This window comes from Hypericibacter terrae, assembly GCF_008728855.1.
Classification (GTDB): domain Bacteria; phylum Pseudomonadota; class Alphaproteobacteria; order Dongiales; family Dongiaceae; genus Hypericibacter; species Hypericibacter terrae.
Genome location: NZ_CP042906.1, coordinates 905,992 through 930,083 on the forward strand (window position 1 = coordinate 905,992; position 24,092 = coordinate 930,083).

Sequence of the window (24,092 nt, forward strand, 5' to 3'; positions counted from 1 at the left end):
CCTCATTGGACTCGATGAAGAACTCGACAGGATCGTGTCGAGGCAACAGCTTCGAGCTTGTGAGACACGACGCTCTCTGCCAAATATCGACGCTTTCCGGGAGATCGTCTCGATCTGCGTCCGAGGGTGACATGAACAGGGTCCTTCCCAGAGTCGAAATCAGCGCCGAGGAATTCGCCGAGCGCCGGCGGAAAGCGACCGTCCAGGCGCGGGAGGAAGGATTCGCGGGCCTCCTTGTCTGCGGCCGCGGCGGCGGCGCCGTCGACCGTTATGGCGACATCGCCTATCTGACCGACCATTACACCTCCTTTCCCTACATACCGGACGTCGAGGGCAAGTGGACGGGCCGCGCCCATTCCTTCCTGATCCTGCCGGTCCGTGCCGATCCTTGTCTCGTGATCGATATCCCCTATCGCGACAAGATCGTCATGCCGGCCGATCAGATCGTGGTGACGGATCTCGTCATCGAATCCACGATCGCCGCCCTCAAGGAGCGCGGCCTCGCTGCCGGCCGGATCGGGCTGGTCGGCAACGACACCATCGCGCTCAACATGTACCGCAAGTTTGTGGCGGCCCTGCCCGGCGTGGAATGGGTCGAGGCCGATCACATCCTGGCAGGCTTGCGCGCGATCAAGTCGCCGGGGGAGATCGAGCGGCTCAAGGCCGCTTCGCGCCTCGGCTCCCGCATGATCGAGGCGATGATGAAGGCCGCGGTGCCAGGCGCCACGCATGGCGAGGTGCTGAAGGCCGGCATGGATATCCTGATTCCCGCCGGCGGCATGCTCTACAACTCCTTCATGGCCTCGGGCACCGGGGGCCAGAACGGCCGGGCCGTCAGGGCGAACTTTCCGACCTGGTCGGCGGAGGAGCCTCTCTCCGAGGGACAGTGGTTCCGCGCCGGCATATCCGGGGTGTTGCAGGGCTACTATTTCGATCTGTCGCGATCCTGCCCCATCGGCCGGACCCAGCCCGAGCAGGTCGAGGCCTTCGAGGCGGCGATTGCCGTCGTCGAGGCCGGCATCGCCGCGATCAGGCCGGGGGCCACGGCCGGTGACGTCGCCGAAGCCGGGATCCGCAAGCAGCAGGAACTGGGTTATCCGCTCACGGGCGTGTTTACCGGCCTCGGTCATGGTGTCGGGCTGGGCTGGGATTCGCCCTGGCTCAATCCGGGCGAGCCGACGAAGCTGGTGCCCGGCATGGTGCTCTGCCTGGAGAAGACACTCTCCCGCAACGGTTATCTGGGGGATTTCGAGGAAACCGTGCTGGTGACGGAGCAGGGCGTCGAACGGATCACGGACGCGCCGATTCGCCGATGGTAGCCGATACCGCCGGGTTGGCGGTGCCGCGCAGGACACCGAACACGCCGTGATCTCGGATGAAAGAAGGTCGCCATGGCGGTGATCTGGGCAAATCGGTTCGCGTAACCCGCCGTCGTTCGCGCTGCTAAAGAGCTGCCGAACTCTCCGAGACGCACCTCTCTTCGCTTTCGCGGCACCTTCCCGCTGAAATCCGCGATTCGCACCAAGCGACGCAATCCCCGACAAGAGAATGATTCCTGTTTCCTTCAGAAAGGGGGCCACGCAGATGTGACCTCTCTCTCACAACAGAGGCTGAAAGAATTCCTATGACCCTCCGCCGGATTCTCGGGCTCCGTTTCGCCCCCGCCATTGCCGCGGGCCTCATTCTCGCCGCGAGTGCCGTCCCGTCCCTTGCCTCGCCCTTGAAATGCATCGTGCTGGTTCACGGCGCCTGGGTGGACGCTTCGGGTTGGAGGCCGGTCTACGACATCCTCACCCGCGACGGCTACGACGTGGCCATGGCCCAGGAGCCGCTGACGTCGTTCCAGGACGATGTCGCCGCGGTCAACCGCCTGCTGGACCTCCAGACCGGACCCTGCATCCTGGTCGGTCACAGCTATGGCGGCTCGGTCATCACCGAGGCCGGTGTGCATCCGAAGGTCGTCGGCCTGGTCTATGTGGCGGCCCATGCTCCCGATGTCGGGGAGAGCGAAGGCGCCCTCGGCAAAACCACGCCCAGCATCACGGCGAAGCAGGAAGGGGCGATCCGCAAGACCGCCGACGGATTCACCTACCTCAATCCCGCCGACTTCCCCAAGGACTTCGCCGCCGATCTGCCGCGCGAGCAGGCCGAGTTCGAGGCGAGGTCGCAGATCCTCACGGCAGCGCAGGTCTTCACCGCGCCGATGACCGTGGCCGCCTGGAAGACGAAGCCGAGCTGGGCCATCGTCGCCGGCGCCGACCGGATCATCAATCCCGACCTCGAGCGGATGTACTACAAGCGCGCCGGCAGCCACACGATCGAAATCGGGGGCGCCAGCCACTCCGTCTATGAATCGCGTCCGAAGGAAGTCGCGGCGGTCATCGAGGAAGCGGCGCAACACGCGCAGAAGTGAGAGTGCCGGCAGCGATCGAACCCAGATTTGTGACGGGAACCTTCAGATGACGGCATGGCGGAAGGCGCAAGAGGCGCGCGATGCGCGCATCGAGGCGGGATCGAAGCTGGCGAACGGCAAGATCGTGGCGGCCCACGATGTCACGGCGCTGCTGGAAGCCGTGATCCGGCCGGGCGACCGGGTCTGCCTGGAAGGCGACAATCAGAAGCAGGCCGATCTCTTGGCCGGGGCTCTGGCCGCGGTCGATGTCGGCAAGCTGCACGGCCTGCATATGGTGCAGTCCGGCGTGGTTCTGCCCGAACATCTCGATCTTTTCGACCGCGGCATCGCGAAGCGGCTCGACTACGCCTATTCCGGCCCCCAGTCGGCGCGTATCGCGAAGATGCTGTTCGGCGGCAAGATCGAACTGGGGGCGGTGCACACCTATCTGGAGCTGTTCGCCCGCTATTTCATCGACCTGACGCCGCATGTCGCCCTGATCGCGGCGGTCAGCGCCGACCGGGACGGCAACCTTTATACCGGCCCCAACACCGAGGACACGCCGACCGTCGTCGAGGCGACCGCCTTCAAGGATGGCGTGGTCATCGCCCAGGTCAACGAGATCCTGGACAAGCTGCCCCGCGTGGACATCCCGGGCGACCGGGTCAACTTCGTGGTGAAGGCGGACAGGCCGTTCTTTGTCGAGCCCCTGTTTACGCGCGATCCGGCCGCCATCACCGAGGGCCAGATCCTGACCGCCATGCTGGCGATCAAAGGCATCTATGGGCCCTATGGCGTCAAGCGGCTGAACCACGGGATCGGATTCAACACCGCGGCGATCGAGCTGCTGCTGCCGACCTTCGGTGAGCGGTTGGGGCTGAAGGGAAAGGTGGCGACCCGTTTCGCGCTCAACCCGCACCCGGCGCTGATCCCCGCGATCGAGTCCGGCTGGGTCGAGCAGATCCACTGCTTCGGGTCCGAAGTCGGCATGGATGCGTATATCCGCGCCCGCTCGGACATCTATTTCACGGGCGCCGATGGCTCGCTGCGGTCGAACCGCGCCTTCAGCCAGGTCGCCGGGCTCTATGCCTGCGACATGTTCATCGGCTCCACCCTGCAGATCGATCTCCAGGGCAATTCCTCCACCGTCACGACTTCGCGCATCGCCGGCTTCGGCGGTGCACCGAACATGGGCTCGGATGCGAGGGGACGCCGCCATCCGAGTGAGCCCTGGTTGCGAGCCGGCCAGGAAGCCGACCCCGACACGCCGGCGGCTTTGCGGCGCGGCCGCAAGCTCGTGGTGCAGATCGGCGAGACCTTCGGCGACAAGAACGTCCCCTGTTCGTCGAGAAGCTCGACGCCCTGGCCCTGGCGGAGAAGCTCAATCTCGATCTCGCCCCGGTGATGATCTATGCCGACGACGTCACCCACATCGTCACCGAGGAAGGAATCGCCAATCTCCTGCTGTGCCGCGACAAGAACGAGCGCGAGCAGGCGATCCGCGCTGTCGCGGGCTATACCGATGTCGGCCGCGGCCGGGATCCGAAGACGGTCCAGCGGCTGCGGGAGAGGGGCACAGTCCGCCGGCCCGAAGATCTCGGTATCGATCCTCTGGACGCGGACAGGAGCCTGCTGGCGGCCCGTTCCATCAAGGATCTCGTCCACTGGTCGGGCGGCCTCTACGCGCCACCCTCGAAATTCCGCAACTGGTAGGAAGGATCCGCGCGATGGAATCCTTGAGCTATCGCCACAAGGCGCAACGTCGCGCCGCCGGCTCCAAACCGATGGCCATCGTCGGCGTAGTGGCCTCGGGCAATCTCGAGGTGCTGGTCGAGCGGGTCCTGCCCGACACGGAGTGCCAGGTGGATATCAGCACCGCGGCCGAAGGATTCGGCACGGTATGGGAAGTGGTCGTCGCCGACTTCGTCGAGCGGCGCTCGCCCGGCGGCCTGAAGCTTTCCATCAATGACGGCGGCGCACGGCCGGACACGGTGGCGCTGCGCCTGGCCCAGAGCGTCCGCTTGATCGAGGCGGATGACCGATGAGCACGCTCCAGCAGGATTCCAAAGACAGGCCGCAGGCCGCGGGTGACGGGACCGCGAGCTGGTATGAGGCCTCGGCGCGGCAGCGGGTTGGATTCCTGCTCGATGCCGGCAGCTTCCAGGAGTTCATCGGGCCGCAGGATCGCGAGATCAGCCCGCATTTGCGTCTGTTCGACCTGCCCGCGCAGTTCGACGACGGCATCGTCGTCGGCCGCGGCAAAATCGCCGGTGCTCCGGTGTTCGTCGCCGCCCAGGAGGGACGCTTCATGGGCGGCGCCTTCGGCGAGGTTCATGGCGCCAAGCTGACGGGGCTTCTGCGCGCCGCGCGTGACGTCAAGTCGATGCCGGTGCTGATCCTGTACGATACCGGCGGCGTGCGCCTGCAGGAGGCCAATGCGGGCGAGCTGGCGATCTCCGAGATCATCCGCGCCCTGCTCGAAGCTCGGACGGCGGGTGCGAAAGTCGTCGGCCTGATCGGCGGCCGGGCTGGTTGCTATGGCGGCGGCGGGCTGATCGCCGGCTGCTGCTCGGGCTTGGCCGTTTCCGAGCACGGCCGCATCAGCGTTTCGGGCCCGGAGGTGATCGAGACCAACCGGGGCGTGGAGGAGTTCGATTCCAAGGATCGCGCGCTGGTGTGGCGCACGATGGGCGGCAGGAACCGCCGGCTGATCGGCGGCGCCGACATGTTCGTCGACGACACGGTGCGAAGCTTCCGCGAGGCGGCGATCCATCTGATCGAGGTGGCGCCGGCTTTCGGGCTCGAGGTGCTGAAGGCCGAGCAGGCCCGGCTGGAGGAGCGGCTGAAGCGCTTCGGTTCCTGCGCCGATGCGCTGGACATCTGGCGGGCCGAAGGCGTCAAGGACGTCGACGCCGTTCCCGCCATGCCCGCCAGGGATTTCATCGCCCTTGCCGACAAGGTCCAGGAGCCGCGCCATGACGCTCGATGATATTCTCGTCTCCCTGTTTCCCGGGGGCCATGACGTCGGCAAGAGCGACGGTTTGCTGCTGGGGTCGGGCTTGCTGAAGAATGGCGGCCGTGCCGCCGTGATCGGCGTTGCCGATCGCACGCCGCTGGGCGTCGACGGGGCGATCCGTCTGTCCGCGCGCCTGCTCGATGTGCTGGAGCATGGCGGCAGCGATCCTATTTTGGTTCTGGTGGACAGCGACAGCCAGCGCATGAGCAAGCGCGACGAGTTGCTGGGGCTGAACGAGTTCCTGGCGCATCTCGCCAAATGCCTGGTCTTTGCCGACATGCAGGGCCGCAGCACGGTGGCCCTGCTCTACGGCCATACGGCGGCCGGCGCCTTCATCGCCACCGCGCTGGCAACCCGCGCCCTGGTGGCGCTGCCGGGTGCCGCACCTGCGGTGATGGACCTGCCTTCCATGTCCAAGGTCACCAAGCTCTCCGTCGAGATCCTCGAGGAGAAGGCCAAATCGACACCCGTTTTCGCACCGGGATTGGACAATCTGGCCCAGACTGGCGCGGTTCTCGCCACCTGGGACGAGAAGGTCTCCCTGGCCGACCAGCTGCAGGCGCTGCTGGCGCGCACGCCGGAGAGCGGGGATCGGCGCGATCGTCTCGGCAAGACCCGATGCGGCCGGCTCAAGGCGGCGGACATCGCGGAGCGCGTGCATGGCCTCGCCACGCGATCGCAATAATCCGAGCCCCCGCCGTCACGATCTGATTTTCGTGTCGCCGGCGGCATGGCATTCGCTGCTGCGGACGCGCGACGATCTCGTCGGAGAACCTCTGGCGGCCGGATGGGTCGATCGCGGCTGGCCCCTGGTTGCCCGTCGCTTCGCGCCCGATGAGGCAAGCGGGCTGGCCGTGGGTCTCCCTTTGCCGCCCTGTCTTGGCAAACGGCGCCTCGCCGCGCTGATGCAGCCCGGCGACATCATCTCGGTCACGCCACCGCCCTTGTTGAGCGCGGCCATCGGCGTGGCGCCCGCGACATGGCGGAACACGCTGGAGCGCGTGGTGGACCTGGCGGCGGCCCATGGCGTGGAGGCCCGCGTCTTCGGCAGCCTGGCCTGGCGCCTGCTGACCGGCCTCGATTATCTGACCGCGGGCTCCGACCTCGATGTTCTCCTGCCGCTTGCGCGCGACGGCGTCCCTTCAGGGTTGATCGCAGGTCTCGCGGCGGTCGAAGCCGCAGCGCCCATGCGCCTGGACGGCGAAGTGGTGCGCGATGACGGGGCCGCGGTGAACTGGCGTGAACTCTACAGCGGGGCACCCGAGCTTCTGGTGAAGACGGCCCGCGAGGTCGCGTTACTCCAAGCGAACCGGTTTCTCGCTCGCGAGGCGCGGTCGTGACGATGGCGCTCACCCTCCGGCCGCTACAGGAGCGTCCGACTGCTGCCAGACCGGTGCGCGTCTATGAGCCCGAGGCCATCGCGGCGATTGCCGTCGAATGCCTTCGGCGCGAGGTGGAGACCTGGCCCAAGCCCGGGCTGGTCAGCCATGTCGATTCCGGAAGCCATGCCGACATGGACGCCGGCACGTTCCGCCGCAGCGCCATCGCGATCCGTCCCCATCTTCGCGCCCTGGCCGAAGCCGGCGCCAGCGGTGTTGCCATGGGACGGCTCCGGATCATCGGTCTCGAGGCCGAGGCGGCCATGCTCGCAGCGACCGGGGGCGTCAATACGCACCGGGGTGCCATCTTCGGATTGGGCCTGCTTTGCGCCGCCGCCGGCGCGGTGTCGAGCGGGCGTGGCGATTCAAGGATGTCCCTCGGTGCCGTCGTCGCGAGCTTGTGGGGCGGCGATATCCTGGACGGGCCCGTGCTCCTGCGTAGCCATGGCAGCGAGGTCGGCCGGCGCTATGGTGCGGGCGGCGCGCGGTTGGAAGCCGCGCGAGGTTTCCCGTCCCTTTACGAGATCGCCCTGCCGGCCCTGCGCAGAGGTGCCGCGATGGTAGCCGACGATTCCGAGGCGGCGCGTGTGCAAGCCTGTTTCGCCCTCATCGCCGCCTTGCAGGACACCAACCTGCTGCACCGGGGCGGCCCCTCGGGCCTGCGTTTCGCTCAGCTTGCCGCTCGCGGTTTTCTCGCGGCCGGCGGCGTCGCTCAGCGCGATTGGCGCGAGAAAGCCCACGCCTTGCACAAGTCGTTCGTCGCGCGCCGGCTCAGCCCGGGCGGGTCGGCGGATCTTCTCGCCATGAGCCTGTTCGTTCAGACCTGCGAAACGAGGTCCGTTCCGTGCCCCATGTAATCCTGATGGCGCTGGCGCCGATTTTCTTCGTCATGGCGCTGGGCTATGTCGCCGGGCGCATGCGGACGATCGACAATCACCATGTCGGCGAACTCAACGCGCTTGTCATGGACTTCGCGTTGCCCGCATCGCTGTTCGTGGCGACCGCCTCCACCCAGCGCAGCGAAATGATCGCCCAGGGGCCGCTCTTCACGATCCTCGGCGTGGCCATGCTGCTGCCCTACCTGCTCTGGTATCTCTGGCAGCGGCGGTTTTCGAAGGCATCCACAGCCGAGGCGGCGGTTCAGGCCCTCACGGTCGCTCTGCCGAATTACGCCGCCGCCGGCCTGCCGATCGCGGCGGCGATCATAGGTCCCACGGGGACAGTGCCGGTGGCGATCGCGATCGCTGCGGGTTCGATTTTGCCCTCTCCGCTGACGCTCGTGCTGCTTGAACTGTCCGATCGAAAAGGTACGACGGAGGCGGGGGGCAGGGCGAAGCGTATCGCGCGGGCGCTGCTGCGCTCGCTGACGAAGCCCATCGTCCTGGCTCCAGTGCTGGGTACGCTCCTCTCCTTGTCCGGCCTCAACCCCGACGCCGTGGCCCGCGCCTCGCTGGTTCTTATCGGGCAGGCGGCGGGAGGCGTGGCGCTGTTCCTGACGGGCCTGATCCTTTCGGCCCAGCCCTTCCGGCTGGACTGGAACGTGGTCGGCGCGACCTTGATGTCGAACCTCCTTCAGCCCCTGCTGGTCGTCGCGATCGTCTGCGCATTCCCGGTCCCTTCGGATGTTGCCAAGGTGGCCATCCTCATGGCTGCTCTGCCGTCGGGTTTCTTCGGCATCCTGTTCGGGGTGAAATACGGAGTGGCTTCCATCGAGGCGGGTTCCATCGTCATCGCCTCCACGGTCTCCAGCATCGTGACGCTCGCGATCGCGATTGCCATGCTCTACCCCCAATGAGGGGGTTTCGATGACGTTGTGCATCCTCTGTTCCGGCCAGGGGCCGCAGCACTGGCAGATCTTCGCGCTGACCGGCGCGGCGCCGGAAGCCGCGGGTCTGTTCGCGCATGCGGCGACACTCCTCGGCGGTCGCGACCCCCGCGAGATGGTCCAGAGCGTTCCCGACGAAGCGCTGCATCAGGACCGCGTCGGGCAAATTCTCTGCGGCTTGCAGGCGCTGGCTGCGACCGCGGCCCTGCGCGCAGCCTTGCCCTCCCGGCTCATCGTCGCGGGTTACAGCGTGGGCGAAGTGGCGACCTGGGACATCGCCGGCCTGGTGGCACCGATGGGGACCCTCGACCTGATCGCGCGCCGGGCGGAAGCCCTGGACGCGGCAAGCAAACCCGGGGACGGCCTCCTGTTCATCCGCGGTCCTGCCCGCGACGCCGTGGACGCCTTGTGCCAGCGCCACGACGCGGCGATCGCCATCGTCAATCCCGGCGACGCCTATGTGCTCGGTGGGACCGGCGAGGCATTGGACGCCCTCGCCAAGGACGCAAGGGCGATCGGTGGCGCCCGCGTCATCCGCCTGGCGGTCAGCGTGGCGTCCCACACGCCCCGGCTGGCGGCCGCGTCGGCGGCATTCCGCCGGGTGTTGGACCGGGCCCCGATCAGCCGTCAACCGAACCCGGCGGTGCGCATCTTCAGCGGCATCGACGGCAATGCCGTGCTCGACATCCAGGCCGGCCTCGACAAGCTCGCGGCGCAAATCTCGCACACGGTTCAATGGGCCGCCTGCCTCGAAGGCTGCGTGGAAGCCGGTGCCAGCGCTTTTCTCGAACTCGGCCCCGGCCGGGCCCTCGCCGAGATGGCCGCGGCCGCTTATCCGGCCATCCCTGCCAACAGCGTCGCCGATTTCCGCAGCCTCGACGGATTGCGCGCCTGGCTCTCCAGGCTCGACCCATCCGCCGGCTAGGGGCGTTGGCGAATTGCCGCCGCTGCTCCCGCCAAGTCCGAATCCGGCGAGGGGCGCGGCTCGGAGCCATCTCCGAAAAGGGGCCGGGCCAACGCGACAGGGCGGTGCGGTTTGACAGGACTGCGCTGTCATGCAAAAAATAGAACGACGTACTATTATTGTTCGGCGGCAAGGGCCGCCTTTTGCGAACCGCCCGCGAGTTTCATCGGATGCGAGCCAGGGACGTCGAGATCAGCGAGGTTGGCCTGCGGGACGGGCTGCAGAACACGGCGCGGGTGATGGCGACCGCCGGCAAGAAGGCCTGGATCACCGCCGAGGCCGCGGCCGGGGTAGGAGAGATCGAGGTCTGCTCCTTCGTGCCGGCGAAGCTCTTTCCGCAATTCGCGGACGCCGATGAGGTCGTTGCGCACGCTCGGTCCATCCCCGGCCTCGCCGTCGCTGCGCTGGTGCCGAACCTGAAGGGTGCCGAGCGCGCGGCGGCTGCCGGTGCGCAAAAGCTCACCTTCACGATCTCCGTGAGCCGGTCGCACAGCCTCGCCAATGTCCGACGCACGCCGGAGCAGCAGCTCGACGAATTCCGTCGCATCGTTTCGTTCTGCGACGGGCTGGCGAAGGGTCGCCGGCCCTTTCTGTCCACCGGCTTGTCGACGGTGTTCGGCTGCACGCTCGAGGGCGCGATCGACGAAGGCGCGGTCTGCCGGTTGGCGGCAGCCTTGCTCGAGGCCGGAGCCGACGACCTCAGCCTTGCCGACACGGTCGGTTATGCCAATCCCGCCCAGGTCCGCCGGATCTTCAAGGCGGTGCAGCGGGTGGTGGGTGACAAGCTGACGGCGGCGCATTTCCACAACACAAGAGGGCTCGGGCTGGCGAACGTGCTGGCCGCGCTCGAGGTCGGAATCCGGACCTTCGACTCCTCGCTGGCCGGCCTCGGCGGTTGTCCCTTCGCGCCCGGCGCCTCCGGCAACATCGTTACCGAGGATCTGGTTTTCATGCTGGAAGCCCTGGGCTTGCGCACGGGCATCGACCTGGAGGCGCTGATCGCGGTGCGACGGATCATCGAAGATGCCCTGCCCGGCGAGCCGCTTTACGGACATCTCGCCCTGGCCGGCGCACCCAAGGGTTTCATACCGGGCTCGGTCCCGGTTCGCGGCACAGCGACACCGCATCTCGGCTAGGCCACGGATCGGCGAAGTGCGTCGGTTCAGGGCTATCGCGGAACGCGGACCGATCCGTTATGAGTCTTGTGATGGCCTATCAGGATTCGACGGGGGAAGATCGGAAATGCCGGCGACCAGGAACCTCAAACGGAAGGTGGCAGGGGAGCGTAGCGAAACGGAAGCGGGCGAGGACGGTAAGCGCCAGGGCGTGGCGGCCGTCGAACGCGCGCTCTCCATCCTCGGCGCCTTCCATGACGGCGAGCCGACCCTCAGCCTGTCCAAGATCGCGCAGCGCACCGGGCTCTACAAAAGCACGACGCTGCGCCTGATCGATTCGCTCGAGAGCTTCGGCTATATCCGCCGCCTGCAGACCGGCGACTACCAGCTGGGGCCGACGCTGTTCCGTCTCGGCATGATCTACCGGCAATCGCTCAACCTCGGCGACTTCGTGATGCCGGCGCTGCAGGCGCTGGCCAAGGAAACCACGGAGAGCGCGTCCTTCTATATCCGCCAGGGGCAAGTGCGCGTCTGCCTTTTCCGGGTCGATTCGGCGCAGGCTGTCCGCGACCATGTGCGGGTGGGCGACGAGCTGCCGCTGCGCAAAGGTGCCGCGGGCCGCGTCTTGGTGACGCTCGAGGCGGGCATATCCGCCGCCAAAGGCGCTGTCGATCAAGGCAAGTTCACTGTGGCGACGATCGGCGAACGCCAGGCCGACCTGGCGGCGGTCGCGGCACCCGTCTTCGGCGCCGCCGGCGAACTCGTGGGCGCCCTCAGCGTCTCCGGGCCAAGGACGCGATTCACCAAGACGGCCGTGGCCGATATCGCAGCCAGCGTCCTGCGATCCGCGAAGTCCCTGACCGCCGCCCTCGGTGGCGATACCTCCGTGTTCCCGGCGCGGCCGCAGATCCAGTCCTAGGGCTTCGCGCCCGAGGCTCTCTTCATCGGGCCGTCCCGGCTCCTGTCGAGCGCTATCCGACCGGTCCGTTCCCGCGCCGCTGCCCCGGGGACGCTTGACAGGAGTTCGCCCCGGCTTTATTCATAAACAGAACATAATTCTACTGTACGGAACACGCGGCGGTAAGGTTCGCCGAAAGGCCCGGGTCACGGATGGGGACGATGGCGGAAATCGGCCAGCAGGGCGTCTCTAAGGCCGCGCCTCGTCAAATCCGGCGGCCGGCGGTAGGAATCGGACGATGTCTCCTGTGATCGACACAACCTCCACGACGGGCAAGGCGCCGGCTGTCGAGCAGCATGTGCCGCTGGTCGTCGTCGGGGCCGGGCCGGCGGGCGTGGCGGCTGCCGTCGCGGCCGCGAAGGCGGGGATCCGGACCCTCCTGGTCGACGAGAATCCGATCGGCGGCGATCTGATCGCCCTGGATGTGCCGCTCCATTTCGGGCGCCGGGCGAACGCCGCGGTCCAGAACAAGCAGCGCATGATCGAGCGCATCGTCGAAAGCGATCCCGGCCTAGCCGAAGCGTTCGAGCTCGGCGTCGATGTGCAGCTCGGCCTCGGCGTTTGGGCGGCTTACGTCAATGGCGAGACCGTGCACTCGCTGCCGCGTCCGATGCTGGGACTCGCCGACGATCGCCGCTCCTGGATGGTGAGCTTCGATCGCCTGATCGTCGCGGCCGGAGCCCGCGACCTCGGGCTGGCGTTCGAGGGATGGGAGAAGCCGGGTGTCATGGGCGTGCAGGCCGCCTGGAGCCTGCTGACGCGCTATAGCGCCTTGGATGCCCGCCGGCTCCTGATCCTGGGATCGGGCGCGGCCGGCCTCGGCATCGCATCGGCCGCGATCGATCGCGGCCTGGAAATCGCCGGGATCGTCGAGGTCGATGCCGCGCCCCGCGATCCGGAGCGACTGCAGCGGCTCTCGCAGAGCCGCGGAAACATCCCGCTCTATACCGGCCATGCCGTTCGCGCGGCCAAGGGCGGGCTCGAGGTCGAAGCGGCCCTGCTGACCACCGTGGATTCGAAGGGAGATCCGATCCCCGGCAGCGACAGGCTCGTTCCCTGCGATACGATCGTCCTCGCCCTGGGCGCCGTGCCGAATATCGAGCTGCTCGACATCCTGGGCTGCAGGCTCGGATTCAGGTCCGAGCTGGGCGGCCATGTTCCGCTCGTCGATGCGACGGGGCAGACTTCCGTGCCGGGTGTCTATGCCGTCGGCGACTGCGCGGGCACGCATGACGAAAAGCTCGCGAATGCCGACCACGCCGCCGCGGAAGGCCGGCGTGCCGGTCTTGCCGCCGCGATCTCGCTCGGTGCCGCCGGCGAGATGGCGGAGACGTTTCCCGGAACGGCGAAGCGCCCGGTCGAGATTCACAGCTACTGGCAGCGCTGGTCGAACGCCGAGGTCGCGGCGAGCGGCTGGGACGTGCATGTCTGCCAGTGCGAAGAGGTCACGCGCGCCGAGCTCGCGGATCTGCGGCCGCCGCGCTACCTCAACTGGAGCCCGGCCAAGAACGCCGATCACGATCTCAAGCGGCTGGCGAGCGAGAGCCCGGTCAATCAGGACCAGGTGAAACGGCTGACGCGGGCCGGGATGGGGCCGTGCCAGGGACGGCGCTGCCGGGAGCAGGTGCAGATGCTGCTGTCGGCCGTCACCGATACGCCGGTCGGCGAGATTCCGAGGGCGAGCTATCGCGGCCCGGTGCGACCCTTGCCCCTGAGCGTCCTGGCCAACTTCGAAGAATCGGCGGCGGTGCGCGACAACTGGGTGGCGTGGTTCAACATCCCGTCGCAATGGACGCCGCATTGGGAGATCGACGAGGCGGCCCTGACCGATGGTCCCGCCAAAGTGGCGGCGGCCGACAAATGAGCGGCGCGCGCGGCGCATCGGTCGTCATCATCGGCGGCGGCGTCACCGGCCTCAGCGCCGGCTGGTGGTTGGCGCGCGCCGGTATCGACGTGCTGCTGATCGAGAAAGGCATCGTCGGCTGGGAAGCCTCTGGCCGCAATGGCGGGGGTGCCGCCCATAGCTTCAGCCCGCTCTTCGCCGAGGAGCAGCGGCTCTGGCCGCAGATGGACGAGCTGCTCGGTTATCCGACCGAATTCCGTCCCCATCGCGTTCGCGTCGCCCTCACCGACACGCAGCTCGCCTACTACGCCAAGGTCGCGGGGCTGGCCACGCAACAGGGCTTCAGCTGGGAGAAACTCGACCGGCAGCAGCTCCAGGAACTGGCACCCCTGGTGAACGACGCGGCCATCGGCGGCATCCTGCTCAATTTCGGCGGCCAGGCGAACCCACAGCGAACCGTGCAGGCCTTCGCCTGGGCGATGCAGGATTGCGGCGGCCGGATCCTCCAGCATACGACGGTGACGGGCATGACTTTGCGCACCGGCAAGGTCGTGGAGGTCGCCACCGATCGCGGCCGTTTCGCCTGCGACATGCTGGTGATCGCGGCGGGGCCGCAAACCGGTCTTCTCGCCAGGATGGCCGGCGTCGACCTGCCCCTGGCCTTCGGCCGGGTCGAGCAGATCGTGACCGAGCCGCTGCCGCTCATGAAGCTCGGCTGGGTCGACGGCAACGGGCTCTATGGCCGGCAGACCTTGCGGGGCAATCTCGCCTATGGCGGCGGGCCGCATGACTGGGTCGAGGTCGAGAGCATGCGGTCGCCCGCGAACACCTCGACCTATGTGTCGCGGCATCTGGCCAAGCGCGTGGCCGAGCTCTTCCCGCGCGCCGCCCATGCCCGCGTGATCAGGAGCTGGGCCGGTATCGTGGAGAACACGCCCGACGGCCGGCCGGTCATCGATCGGCTGGGCGACCCGCGCAATCTCGTGATTGCCACCATGTCCAGCGTCGGTTTCGGGCTTTGTCCGGCATCCGGCCATGCCATCAAGCAGCTGGTGGTCGACGGAGCCTGCTCCTTCGCCGATCTGCGAGGCTTCAGTTTCGACAGGTTGAAATCGGTTCCCCCGGATTGGCGGGAACGGCGCGGCTGGTTGCCGTCGCCGCAGGCCGCAGATCCCGTCGCCTAGAATCAGAGCGTTCGGAGAGTTCGAGAATGTCTGAGATACCATCCCGCGCGGATGTCGTCGTCATCGGAGGCGGGATCACCGGTTGCAGCGTCCTCTATCATCTGGCGAAGGCCGGATGCAACGATGCCATCCTGCTGGAGCGCCACCAGCTCACCAGCGGCACGACCTGGCACGCCGCAGCGCTCGTGACCGTGCTGCGCGGCTCGCCCACGCTGGCCACGCTGGCACAATACAGCGCCGCGCTCTATGCCTCGCTCGAGGCGGAGACGGGGCAGTCGACCGGCTGGCGCCGGCCGGGCCACCTGACCGTCGCCGCTTCCAAGGAGCGCATGGAGAGCCTGCGCCACTCGGCGTCGAGCGCCCGCTCGTTCGGCCTCGAGGTCGAGATGATCACGGCCTCGGAGGTCGCCGCGAAATGGCCTCTCCTGCGGACCGAGGATCTTCACGGCGCCCTCTGGTCGCCGACATCCGGGCGCGTCGATCCGTCGGACACCTGCCAGGCGCTGGTGAAGGGCGCGCGCCGCCGCGGCGCGCGGATCTTCGAGAACACGGCCGTGACGAGGTTCGACATTGCCGACGGCCGGATCAAGGGCGTCCGGACGGCCTTCGGCACCATTCAATGCAATACCGTGGTGAACTGCGCGGGACTGTGGAGCCGCGAGGTCGGCGCGATGGCCGGTCATGCCGTGCCGCTCTATGCCTGCGAGCATCTCTATATGCTGACCGATCCCGTCGCCGGCGTTACGGCCGACCTTCCCGCCGTGCGCGACAGCGACGCCTATCTCTATTTCCGCGAGGATGTCGGCGGGCTGCTGGTCGGCTGCTTCGAGCCGAATCCCAAGCCGCTGCCGGTCGAGCGGCTACCGCGCGATTCCGGCTTTGTCCTGATGGACGAGGATTGGGACCATTTCGAGCCGATGATGAAGAACGCGATCCACCGCATCCCGGCGCTGGAGACCGCGGGCATGCGCTCCTTCATCAACGGCCCGGAGAGCTTCACACTCGACAGCACGCCGCTGATCGGCCAGGCGCCGGAAGTGCGCGGCCTGTTTACCGCCTGCGGCATGAACTCCAGCGGCATCGTGTTCGGCGGGGGTGTCGGCTGGGCAGTGACCGAGTGGATCACCCGCGGCCGGCCGCCGATCGATCTCTGGTCGACCGACGTCCGGCGCTACAGCGCCGGCGACAATAATCTGAAGGCCCTGTCGGAACGGATTCCCGAAGTGCTCGCCAAGCATTTCGAGATCCCCTGGCCGGGGCATGACTACGACACGGTGCGATCGGTCAAGCGGACGCCGCTTCATGGCGAGCTCAAGGCACGGGGCGCGGCTTTCACGCAGCGCGCCGGCTGGGAACGGCCGGCCTGGTTCTCCCCGGACGGCCAGCCCGCGGCGCCGGACCAGACCTATGGCCGCCCGAGCTGGTTTGCGAACTGGCGGGCGGAGCATGAGGCGGCGCGGGACGGCGTCGCCTTGTTCGATCAGTCGCCCTTCTCGAAGCTCCTGCTGCAGGGCCGCGATGTGGCGAAATTCCTGCAGCGCCTCTGCGCCAACGAGGTCGAGGTCGCTCCCGGCAAGATCGTCTATACCAGCCTGCTGAATGCCGAAGGCGGCATCGAGAGCGATCTCACCCTGACCCGTCTGCGTGCGGATGCCTTTCTCCTTGTGACCGGCGCGCAGCAGGGCGTTCGCGACACCCATTGGCTGACCTCGAATATCGGCGAGGGCGAGCATGTGGCGCTCGCCAATGTGACCTCGGGTTCCGCCGTGCTGGGTCTCGCCGGCCCCCGAAGCCGCGAGCTGCTCGCGCGCCTGACGCCCCAGGACATGTCCAACACGGCCTTTCCCTTCGGGACGGCGAGGGAGATCGAGATCGGCTATGGCCGCGCCCTGGCTTTGCGGGTCTCCTATACCGGGGAGCTCGGCTGGGAGCTGCATGTGCCGGCGGAGTTCAGCGTCGGCGTGTTCGAGGAGATCATGGCGGCCGGGAAGGCGTTCGGCCTGCGGCTGGCAGGCACGGCGGCCATGGGCTCGCTCCGCCTGGAAAAGGGGTTCCGTTCCTGGGGTCACGATATCGGGCCCACCGATACGCCACTCGAAGCCGGCCTCGGCTTCGCCTTGCGCTTCGACAAGGCGGGAGGCTTCATCGGCAGGGACGCGCTGCTGCGCAAGCGCGAGGAGGGCGGCCGGACGCGCCGGCTGATGAGCTTCGTCTTCGACGATCCCGACATCTTCGCGCATCATCACGAACCGATCTATCGCAACGGCGAGAGATGCGGCTCCCTCAGTTCCGCTTCGTTCGGTCACAGTTTGGGAAGGACCGTCGCCCTGGGCTGGATCAAGGGGGGGGCGCTGGCTGACGGCGCGATCCTCGAGGATCGTTTCGAGATCGAAGTCGCGGGCCGGCGCCATGCCGCCACGCCGCATGTGAAGGCCCCCTTCGATCCGCAAGGCTCACGGATGCGGTCCTAGGATCGGGTGCCAGGAATCGAAAGGCCGGAAAATGCAGATGACCAATGCCGACATGCTCGAGCGCGCCCACGCGGTCCTGCCGGGTGCTTCGCTGGGCTCGTTCTTCGTGCCTGGCGACGCCGATATCGTGGTCGCCGGCGGCGCGGGGCCGCGCATGACCGACATGAACGGAAGGGACTATCTCGACTATATCCTGGGCTCCGGGCCGCTGATCCTGGGTCACGCCCATCCCGCGGTGCTCGAGGCCGCGAGGCGGCAGATGGCGCTGGGCACTTCCTATTACGCGCTCAATGCGCCGTCGATCCTGCTGGCCGAGGAACTGGTCGCGGCGACACCAGGCGGGGAGATGGTGAAGTTCTGCAGCTCCGGCTCGGAATCGACGTTCTTCGCCCTGCGCCTCGCCCGCGCCGCGACCGGCAGAAACAAAGTGCTGAAGTTCGAAGGCGGCTATCACGGCAGTCACGATTATGCCCTGATGAGCATGGCCCCTGCCGTCCCGGCGGCCTTTCCGACCGCCGTCCCCGATAGCGCCGGGATCCCGAAGCGGCTCGAGGAAGAGGTGCTGATCGCTCCGTTCAACGATATCGAGACGGTCGCGGACATCATCGAGCGGCATCATGACGATCTTGCGGCCGTCATTCTCGAGCCGGAGATGAGGCTGATTCCACCGCAGCCCGGATTCCTGGCGTTCCTGCGGGAAGCGACGGCGAAGCGCGGCATCATGCTGGTCTTCGACGAAGTCGTGATGGGCTTCCGCCTCCGCTATGGCAGCGTTCAGGAGCTCTACGGCGTCAAGGCGGACCTGGTCTGCTACGGCAAGATCATCGGCGGCGGCTTCCCGCTGGCGGCGGTCGTGGGCCCGCGCGAGGTGATGAGCCTGTCCAATCCTCGCGATCGGGCGCCGAACTACGTCTATATCAGCGGGACGCTGAGCGGCAATCCGACGGCCGCCGCCGCGGGGCTGGCCACGCTCCAGGAGCTGAAGAAGCCTGGCGCCTATGACCGGCTGAACGGCGCCGGTGACCGGCTCCGGGCCGGTCTTGGCGAGATCGCGCGCCGTCTCAACATTCCCGCCCGGGTCCTGGGATCCGGGCCGATGGCCAACATCTATTTCACGGCGGAGCCGATCGTGGATTTCCGCTCGGCCCAGCGCGAGGACAAGCCGCTGAAGCAACGGCTCCGCAGCGAGCTGATGTCGCGGGGCATCCTCACGAACCTGGCGCAGAAGATGTACATCTCCACGGCTCATTCTGCCGAGGACATCGCCCGCACCCTGCAGGCGGTCGAGGACTCGCTCCGCGCCTTGCAGACATAGCTCGCGGATTCCGAACCCGGCGGCGGACCCCTGTGGTCGGCGACGGGAAACCGTCACCGGCGATGGCGTTCTCGCGCCCGTGCTGCAGCGAACCCGTTCGCAAGCGTCTCCATCGCATCGGTGCCTAGAGCAATCTTGACCGTTTCATTGCGGAGTCAGATAATAGAATAATGTTCTATCTGACAGAACAAGCAGGCGGAAAGCTTGCGGAATGGTTCCGCTGGTCGCGGCCGCCAAGGGGAGGCGAAGTATGTCCTACAAGAGTTTCAGACGCGATTTGAAGGACGGAACTCTGACGCGGCGCCAGATTCTGGGCGCGCTGGCGTCGGCCGGCATTGCCGCATCGGTCTTTCCCCGTCGGGCCCTGGCCGACGTGAACCTCACGGTCTTCACCTGGTCCGGCTACGACGATCCGATGTTCCACGGCGCTTTCGTGAAGAAGTACGGCGCGTCGCCGCAATTCACGTTGTTCGGCGAGGTGGAGGAAGGGTTGCAGAAGCTCCGCTCCGGCTTCACGCCTGACGTCGCCCATCCCTGCACCTCCAGCGTGCCGCGCTGGAAGGATGCGGGCGTCCTGCGGCCGCTGGATACCGCTCGCATCGAGCAATGGGACAATATCTTCCCCAGCTTCCAGACGATCCCCGGCGTCGTGATCGGCGGCGAGCATTACAACATGCCGTTCGACTGGGGGAACGAGTCGGTCCTCTATCGCACCGACCTGGTGGAGCTGCGGGAGAACTCGATCGGTCTGCTCCTGGACGAGCGCTATCGCGGCAAGATGGCGATGTTCGACTCCGCGGAATCGATGGCCGCCATCGCCGGCGTTCTCAGCGGCGCGAAGGACCCGTTCAGCCTGACCGAGGCGGAAATGCCGGCAGCCCTGGCGATCATGAAGAAGATCCACGCCAATATGCGGTTCTATTGGACCGACACGACGCAGGTCACCCAGGCGCTGGCGGCGGGCGAGCTGGTCGCCGCCTGGGCCTGGAACGCCGCCGTGGTCGACCTGAAGAAGCAGGGCGTGCCGGTCACCTATATGCGGCCCAAGGAAGGGATCTTCACCTGGGTCTGCGGCCTCTCGCTGGTGAAGGGCGCGACGGGCTCGGAGGCGCAGGCCTATGACTTCCTGAACGCCATGCTGGATCCGGAGAGCGGCAAGGCGCTCATCACGCAGTATGGCTATGGCCATTCCAACCGGAAGAGCTTCGAGCTGGTCGATCGGGCCCGGCTTGAAGAGCTCGGCGTCGCCGATCCGGAGGAGATGCTGAAGAACAGCCTGACCTATCGTCCGACGCCGCCGGCAACCAAGGAAGAGATGGTCAAGATGTATAACCAGGTGAAGCTCGGCCAGTGATCGCCGATCCCTCGTAACGCGGAGTCCGAATCCAGAGATGGCATCCCCGGGCTTGGGGATGCCGTCCTGGCTCGGCGAAAGGTCGGGGGCAGCCGCGTCGCGAAAGGACTAGCCGCGCAAAAGACGCAGCCGGGTCCAGATCCCGGATGTTCAGGTGCGTCGCTGCGGATCAGGTCCGGATCGCGAAGGGATCGCGAACCGTGCCGGAAAAGTCGATCATCACATTCTTGTAGGTCATGAACTCGTCGAGCGCCGCCGCGCCGCGCTCGCGGCCGAAGCCGCTCTCCTTCATGCCGCCGAAGGGAACCTGACAGGCGACGGCCCGGTAGGTGTTGACCCAGACCGTCCCCGCCTGGATCGCTTGCGAGACCCGCAGCGCGCGGTTAAGGCTGGTGGTCCATACGCCCGAGGCGAGGCCGAAGCGGGTGTCGTTGGCGATGCGGATCGCCTCCTCCTCGGTGTCGAAGGGAATGACGGAAAGGACCGGGCCGAAGATCTCCTCCTGAGCGATCGTCATGCAGTTGTCGACGTCGGCGAAGATCGTGGGCTCGATGAAGAAACCCTTGGCGAGCCCGGGACCCGAGGCGGCACTGCCGCCGGTGACCAGCCGCGCGCCGGCGTCCCGGGCCGCGGCGATCATTCCCAGGATCCGCTTGAATTGCGGCTCGTTCGCCGCGGTCCCCATCTCGGTCGCGGGGTTGGTCGGATCGCCCATGACGATCTTGCGGGCACGAACGACGAGCCGGTCGATGATTTCCTGATAGACCCCGCGCTGAACCAGCAGGCGCGATCCGGCGATGCAGGTCTGCCCGGTCGCGGCGAAGATGCCGGCGAGCGCACCCACCACGGCCAGATCGATATCGGCATCGTCGAAGATGATGTTCGGCGACTTGCCGCCCAGCTCCAGCGTCACCGGAACCAGATTGCGGCCGGCCGCGGCGGCGACCTCCCGGGCGACGGCCGGGCTGCCGGTGAAACTGAGGCGATCGATGCCCTGGGCGCCGGCCAGCGCCTTGCCGACCCGCCCATCGCCGGTCACGACATTGACGACGCCGGGCGGGAAACCCGCCTGCTCGACAAAGCGGCAGAACTCCAGCGTTGTCGCCGACGCATGTTCGGACGGCTTGATGACGACGCAGTTGCCCGCGGCCAGGGCGGGCGCGAGCTTGTTGGACAGGAGATGCATCGGCGAGTTCCAGGGCGTCACCAGGACAGCCACGCCCAGCGGCACGCGGTTCGCGTAGTCGAGGATATGGGGCTGATCGAGCGGGATCACATTGCCCCAGAGCTTGTCGGCGAAGCCCGCGAAGAAGCGATATTGCCGCGCGGCGAAGGACATCTGCGGCCGGGTCTCGCGCACGACCTTTCCGTTGTCCGTGCTCTCGAGGACGCTCATGCGGTCACCGTCCGCTTCGAGGAGATCGGCGAGGCGATTGATGAGCTTGGACCGTTCCAGGCCGGAGGTCTGCCGCCACCGCGTCTCGAACGCCGTCCTCGCGGCCCGGACCGCATCCTCGACATCGGAGTCGCTGGCCTGCGGGATCGAGGCCCAGACGGCCTGATTATAGGGATTGATCGCCGGGAACCGCTCGCCCGTCGAACTCTCGCGCCACTGGCCGTTGATGAAGAGCTTGTAGTCGGTTCCCATCATTTTCACTCCTGCTCCTTGCCGCGCCCGCTGCCGCCCTGAAGCGACGCCACGGTCGCATGGGCGTCGTCGGCCTGTCTAACGGAAGAGCTTCCGGCGCCTCCGCGGGGGCGGCATCGCTTGACAGTCTCGATCGTGTTATCGATAATAACAGAATGTCGTTCTGTCAAATAGAACTTACACGCAGCGTGCGAGATCGAGAGGACCGGGCATGGGCGGTTTGTTGAGCGGCGTCCGGGTGCTCGATCTCACGAACGTCCTCGCGGGGCCGTTCTGCGGATATCAGCTGGCGCTCCAGGACGCCGACGTCATCAAGGTCGAGATCCCCGATGGCGGCGACCTGGCGCGCCAGCTCGGCGCCAGTCCGGAGCTGAACGATCGTCTGATGGGCGCGTCGTTTCTGGCGCAGAACGCCGGCAAGAGATCGATCACCGCCAATCTCAAGTCCGAACGCGGCCGCGAGGTGTTCCGCCGGCTGGTGGCCACGTCCGACGTGCTGCTGGAGAATTTCCGGCCCGGCGTTCTCGCGCGGCTGGGCTTGGGCTATGAGGACCTCAAGGCGGTCAAACCGGATCTCATCTACTGCGCCATCTCCGGCTTCGGACAGGACGGCCCGCTCAGCAGAAACCCGGCCTACGACCAGATCATCCAGGGCCTTTCCGGGGTGATGAGCCTGACCGGCGATGCCAATGTCGGTCCCTTCCGCGTGGGTTATCCGATCTGCGATACGGTGGGCGGCATCACGGCGGCCTTCGCGATCTGCGCCGCGCTCTACCGGCGCGGGATCGGCGGCGAAGGCCAGTTCATCGACGTCTCCATGCTCGATTCGACGCTGGTGACGCTGGGCTGGCCGTTGTCGAACTGGCTGCTCGCCGGTGTCGAACCGCAGCGAATGGGCAATGAAAATGTGACCGCCAGCCCGTCCGGCACCTTCAGGACCGGCCGCGGCCTGTTGAACATCGCGGCCAACAAGCAGGAGCAGTTCGTCGCGCTCTGCCAGGTGCTGGGCGTGGCTCATCTGACGGTCGATCCGCGCTTTGCCCAGCGTGAGAACCGAAAGAAAAACCGTCCCGCCCTGACAGCGCTCCTCGAGCAGGCTCTCCTCGAGCGCACGGCGGAAGACTGGGAGACTCTGCTGAACGAGGCCGGTGTCCCGGCGGGACGCGTGCTCGATGTGCCTGACGTCCTTCGCCACCCGCAGGTTGTCCATCGCGGCGTGACCCAGACCTTCGAGGGTGTCGACGGGTTGCCCGGCGCGGTGACGGTGATGCGATCGGGCTTTCAGGCCTCGGGCCATCCGGGCGAAGCCGACCGGCCTCCGCCCGCGCTGGGGCAGCATGCCGAGGAACTGCTCGGCGAGCTTGGCTTCACCGGCGCCGAAATCGCGGCGTTGCGGCAGGAAGGTGCCATATGAGCGGCGCTCGCGGCGGCGATGCCATGCGAGCGGAAATCGATCGACGGTGCCGGGGAGGGCGAGGGCGATGAATCATGATCTGGCTATCCGGGGGTGCGGCGTGACGGCGGATCCGGCGCGATCGGCGACCCTGCCGGGCTGGACCTACACCGACCCCGCCTTCTTCGAGCGCGAGCGGCAGGCCATCCATTATCGCAGCTGGCATTATGCCGGCGCGTTGGGCGAGCTCGCCGCGCCCGGCGACTACGTGACCGCCCGGATCCTCGATCAGAGCGTCATCGTCCTCCGCGACAAGCAGGGCGAGCTCAGGGGCTTCTACAATGTCTGCCAGCACCGCGCCCATGAGCTCCTCAGGGGCCGCGGCCAGGTCACGCTGATCACCTGCCCCTATCACGCCTGGTCCTACGGCACCGACGGTCATTTCCGGGCGGCGCGCGGTTCGCGGCAGCTCGCGGACTTCCTCCCGGACGATTTCGCCTTGAAGCCGGTCAAGGTGGAGGTCTTCGCCGATCACTTCGTCTTCTTCAATCTCGACCTGGAGGCCGTGTCCCTCTCGGAGCAGGCGGCGGGGTTGGCGGACGAGTTGCGCCAGGATGTCGTCGGTTTCGACGATCTCGTCGTGACGCCCGGCCAGCCGAGCGGTCCAATGCAGGCGAACTGGAAAGTCGCCGTCGACAATTATCTCGAATGCTATCACTGCAGCGTTGCCCATCCGGCGCTGGGCGACCTGCTGGATATGCGGCATTTCCGGATGAAGGTCGCGGACTGCTGGATGAGCCACAAGGTGGATCTGCGCCGCGAGAACAACGCGGCCTATCCGGTCGCGCCCGATGCGCCGGTCCGGCAGGCGCAGTTCTGGTGGCTCTGGCCGACGACCACCTTCAATGTCCTGCCGGGATCGGTGGATCTCTCGGTCTTCTCCTTCCTGCCGACCGGCGTCGGCAGCACCCTGCAGATCGGCCAGTGTTTCTCGCTGCCCGGCAGCGTTCCGGACGAGGCGCGGCATCGCTACCGGAACGGCCTGCTGACGGACGAGGATGTCGGCCTCTGCGAGTCCGTGCAGCGCGGCCTGAGTTCGAGGGGCTATAGCGCGGGGCGGCTCGTTTGCGGTGCGGGAGGCGACGACATCAGCGAAGCCGCCGTCCACCGGTTCCAGCTGATGGTTTCTCAGGCCACCGGCCTCCTCTAGGCCGTTGGCGGCGGTCACGGCGCCT

At 67.1% G+C, this 24,092-nt stretch carries 19 protein-coding genes and 1 pseudogene; 19 read left to right on the forward strand and 1 reads right to left on the reverse strand.

Going from position 1 to position 24,092, the window contains the following annotated elements; all coding sequences use genetic code 11:
• Nucleotides 1–131: 131 nt before the first annotated feature.
• From FRZ44_RS04220 to FRZ44_RS04300, 17 genes and pseudogenes are all read left to right on the forward strand, one after another.
• The gene (locus FRZ44_RS04220; RefSeq protein WP_191908409.1) at nt 132–1,319 is read left to right on the forward strand and encodes a M24 family metallopeptidase; all 1,188 of its coding nucleotides are present in this window, start codon (nt 132–134) and stop codon (nt 1,317–1,319) included.
• Between the two features lie 305 nt (nt 1,320–1,624).
• Nucleotides 1,625–2,413, forward strand: coding sequence for an alpha/beta hydrolase (locus FRZ44_RS04225; RefSeq protein WP_151175997.1), 789 nt, complete (start codon nt 1,625–1,627; stop codon nt 2,411–2,413).
• A 46-nt stretch (nt 2,414–2,459) separates the two neighbouring features.
• Nucleotides 2,460–4,105, forward strand: a pseudogene (mdcA, locus tag FRZ44_RS04230) (malonate decarboxylase subunit alpha).
• A 14-nt stretch (nt 4,106–4,119) separates the two neighbouring features.
• Nucleotides 4,120–4,437: a malonate decarboxylase acyl carrier protein gene (gene mdcC, locus FRZ44_RS04235; protein WP_151175998.1), complete on the forward strand. Its 318-nt coding sequence runs from the start codon at nt 4,120–4,122 to the stop codon at nt 4,435–4,437.
• On the forward strand, nt 4,434–5,381 hold the full coding sequence (locus FRZ44_RS04240) for a biotin-independent malonate decarboxylase subunit beta (RefSeq protein WP_151175999.1): 948 nt from the start codon (nt 4,434–4,436) through the stop codon (nt 5,379–5,381). The genes mdcC and FRZ44_RS04240 overlap by 4 nt, the downstream gene beginning before the upstream one ends.
• Nucleotides 5,368–6,093 carry a biotin-independent malonate decarboxylase subunit gamma gene (locus tag FRZ44_RS04245; protein WP_151176000.1) on the forward strand — a complete coding sequence of 242 codons (726 nt, stop codon included), beginning with the start codon at nt 5,368–5,370 and terminating at the stop codon, nt 6,091–6,093. Before FRZ44_RS04240 ends, FRZ44_RS04245 begins: the two co-directional genes overlap by 14 nt.
• Nucleotides 6,068–6,748: a malonate decarboxylase holo-[acyl-carrier-protein] synthase gene (gene mdcG / locus FRZ44_RS04250; protein WP_151176001.1), complete on the forward strand. Its 681-nt coding sequence runs from the start codon at nt 6,068–6,070 to the stop codon at nt 6,746–6,748. Before FRZ44_RS04245 ends, mdcG begins: the two co-directional genes overlap by 26 nt.
• 2 nt (nt 6,749–6,750) lie before the next feature.
• Nucleotides 6,751–7,644 carry a triphosphoribosyl-dephospho-CoA synthase MdcB gene (mdcB, locus tag FRZ44_RS04255; RefSeq protein WP_151176002.1) on the forward strand — a complete coding sequence of 298 codons (894 nt, stop codon included), beginning with the start codon at nt 6,751–6,753 and terminating at the stop codon, nt 7,642–7,644.
• Nucleotides 7,645–7,649: 5 nt separating this feature from the next.
• Complete coding sequence (locus FRZ44_RS04260; protein ID WP_151176003.1) at nt 7,650–8,582, forward strand: AEC family transporter; 933 nt, start codon at nt 7,650–7,652, stop codon at nt 8,580–8,582.
• Between the two features lie 10 nt (nt 8,583–8,592).
• Complete coding sequence (locus FRZ44_RS04265) at nt 8,593–9,537, forward strand: acyltransferase domain-containing protein (protein ID WP_151176004.1); 945 nt, start codon at nt 8,593–8,595, stop codon at nt 9,535–9,537.
• Between the two features lie 209 nt (nt 9,538–9,746).
• On the forward strand, nt 9,747–10,712 hold the full coding sequence (locus tag FRZ44_RS04270) for a hydroxymethylglutaryl-CoA lyase (protein ID WP_151176005.1): 966 nt from the start codon (nt 9,747–9,749) through the stop codon (nt 10,710–10,712).
• Nucleotides 10,713–10,818: 106 nt separating this feature from the next.
• Complete coding sequence (locus FRZ44_RS04275; protein ID WP_191908410.1) at nt 10,819–11,610, forward strand: IclR family transcriptional regulator; 792 nt, start codon at nt 10,819–10,821, stop codon at nt 11,608–11,610.
• Nucleotides 11,611–11,887: 277 nt separating this feature from the next.
• Nucleotides 11,888–13,513 carry an FAD/NAD(P)-dependent oxidoreductase gene (locus FRZ44_RS04280; RefSeq protein ID WP_151176007.1) on the forward strand — a complete coding sequence of 542 codons (1,626 nt, stop codon included), beginning with the start codon at nt 11,888–11,890 and terminating at the stop codon, nt 13,511–13,513.
• Nucleotides 13,510–14,676, forward strand: coding sequence for an NAD(P)/FAD-dependent oxidoreductase (locus FRZ44_RS04285; RefSeq protein ID WP_151176008.1), 1,167 nt, complete (start codon nt 13,510–13,512; stop codon nt 14,674–14,676). The genes FRZ44_RS04280 and FRZ44_RS04285 overlap by 4 nt, the downstream gene beginning before the upstream one ends.
• A 26-nt stretch (nt 14,677–14,702) precedes the next feature.
• Nucleotides 14,703–17,147: a GcvT family protein gene (locus FRZ44_RS04290; RefSeq protein WP_151176009.1), complete on the forward strand. Its 2,445-nt coding sequence runs from the start codon at nt 14,703–14,705 to the stop codon at nt 17,145–17,147.
• 37 nt (nt 17,148–17,184) lie between these two features.
• A complete protein-coding gene (locus FRZ44_RS04295; RefSeq protein ID WP_225308542.1) occupies nt 17,185–18,462 on the forward strand; it encodes an aspartate aminotransferase family protein in 1,278 nt (425 codons plus the stop codon).
• A gap of 250 nt (nt 18,463–18,712) precedes the next feature.
• The gene (locus tag FRZ44_RS04300; RefSeq protein WP_191908411.1) at nt 18,713–19,816 is read left to right on the forward strand and encodes an ABC transporter substrate-binding protein; all 1,104 of its coding nucleotides are present in this window, start codon (nt 18,713–18,715) and stop codon (nt 19,814–19,816) included.
• A gap of 169 nt (nt 19,817–19,985) precedes the next feature.
• Here FRZ44_RS04300 and FRZ44_RS04305 read toward each other — a convergent pair whose 3' ends face one another.
• Entirely contained in the window at nt 19,986–21,467 is a 1,482-nt protein-coding gene (locus tag FRZ44_RS04305; RefSeq protein WP_225308687.1) for an aldehyde dehydrogenase, read from the reverse strand.
• Nucleotides 21,468–21,675: 208 nt separating this feature from the next.
• Here FRZ44_RS04305 and FRZ44_RS04310 point away from each other — a divergent pair, with 208 nt between their 5' ends.
• Both FRZ44_RS04310 and FRZ44_RS04315 read left to right on the forward strand, forming a co-directional pair.
• Nucleotides 21,676–22,878 (forward strand): CaiB/BaiF CoA transferase family protein, encoded by a 1,203-nt coding sequence (locus FRZ44_RS04310; RefSeq protein ID WP_151176012.1) that lies wholly within the window; start codon nt 21,676–21,678, stop codon nt 22,876–22,878.
• 67 nt (nt 22,879–22,945) lie between these two features.
• Complete coding sequence (locus tag FRZ44_RS04315; RefSeq protein ID WP_191908412.1) at nt 22,946–24,067, forward strand: aromatic ring-hydroxylating oxygenase subunit alpha; 1,122 nt, start codon at nt 22,946–22,948, stop codon at nt 24,065–24,067.
• The last annotated feature ends 25 nt before the right edge of the window (nt 24,068–24,092 follow it).

Bases quoted from the DNA above. Each gene is read 5' to 3' on its own strand.
- FRZ44_RS04265 (WP_151176004.1), top strand. From the start codon at position 8,593: ATGACGTTGTGCATCCTCTGTTCCGGCCAGGGGCCGCAGCACTGGCAG.
- FRZ44_RS04315 (WP_191908412.1), top strand. From the start codon at position 22,946: ATGAATCATGATCTGGCTATCCGGGGGTGCGGCGTGACGGCGGATCCG.
- FRZ44_RS04270 (WP_151176005.1), top strand. From the start codon at position 9,747: ATGCGAGCCAGGGACGTCGAGATCAGCGAGGTTGGCCTGCGGGACGGG.
- FRZ44_RS04260 (WP_151176003.1), top strand. From the start codon at position 7,650: ATGGCGCTGGCGCCGATTTTCTTCGTCATGGCGCTGGGCTATGTCGCC.
- FRZ44_RS04285 (WP_151176008.1), top strand. From the start codon at position 13,510: ATGAGCGGCGCGCGCGGCGCATCGGTCGTCATCATCGGCGGCGGCGTC.
- FRZ44_RS04300 (WP_191908411.1), top strand. From the start codon at position 18,713: ATGTCCTACAAGAGTTTCAGACGCGATTTGAAGGACGGAACTCTGACG.
- mdcC (WP_151175998.1), top strand. From the start codon at position 4,120: ATGGAATCCTTGAGCTATCGCCACAAGGCGCAACGTCGCGCCGCCGGC.
- FRZ44_RS04280 (WP_151176007.1), top strand. From the start codon at position 11,888: ATGTCTCCTGTGATCGACACAACCTCCACGACGGGCAAGGCGCCGGCT.
- FRZ44_RS04290 (WP_151176009.1), top strand. From the start codon at position 14,703: ATGTCTGAGATACCATCCCGCGCGGATGTCGTCGTCATCGGAGGCGGG.
- FRZ44_RS04220 (WP_191908409.1), top strand. From the start codon at position 132: ATGAACAGGGTCCTTCCCAGAGTCGAAATCAGCGCCGAGGAATTCGCC.
- FRZ44_RS04275 (WP_191908410.1), top strand. From the start codon at position 10,819: ATGCCGGCGACCAGGAACCTCAAACGGAAGGTGGCAGGGGAGCGTAGC.
- FRZ44_RS04245 (WP_151176000.1), top strand. From the start codon at position 5,368: ATGACGCTCGATGATATTCTCGTCTCCCTGTTTCCCGGGGGCCATGAC.
- FRZ44_RS04240 (WP_151175999.1), top strand. From the start codon at position 4,434: ATGAGCACGCTCCAGCAGGATTCCAAAGACAGGCCGCAGGCCGCGGGT.
- FRZ44_RS04310 (WP_151176012.1), top strand. From the start codon at position 21,676: ATGGGCGGTTTGTTGAGCGGCGTCCGGGTGCTCGATCTCACGAACGTC.
- mdcB (WP_151176002.1), top strand. From the start codon at position 6,751: ATGGCGCTCACCCTCCGGCCGCTACAGGAGCGTCCGACTGCTGCCAGA.
- FRZ44_RS04295 (WP_225308542.1), top strand. From the start codon at position 17,185: ATGACCAATGCCGACATGCTCGAGCGCGCCCACGCGGTCCTGCCGGGT.
- mdcG (WP_151176001.1), top strand. From the start codon at position 6,068: ATGGCCTCGCCACGCGATCGCAATAATCCGAGCCCCCGCCGTCACGAT.
- FRZ44_RS04225 (WP_151175997.1), top strand. From the start codon at position 1,625: ATGACCCTCCGCCGGATTCTCGGGCTCCGTTTCGCCCCCGCCATTGCC.
- FRZ44_RS04305 (WP_225308687.1), bottom strand. From the start codon at position 21,467: ATGATGGGAACCGACTACAAGCTCTTCATCAACGGCCAGTGGCGCGAG.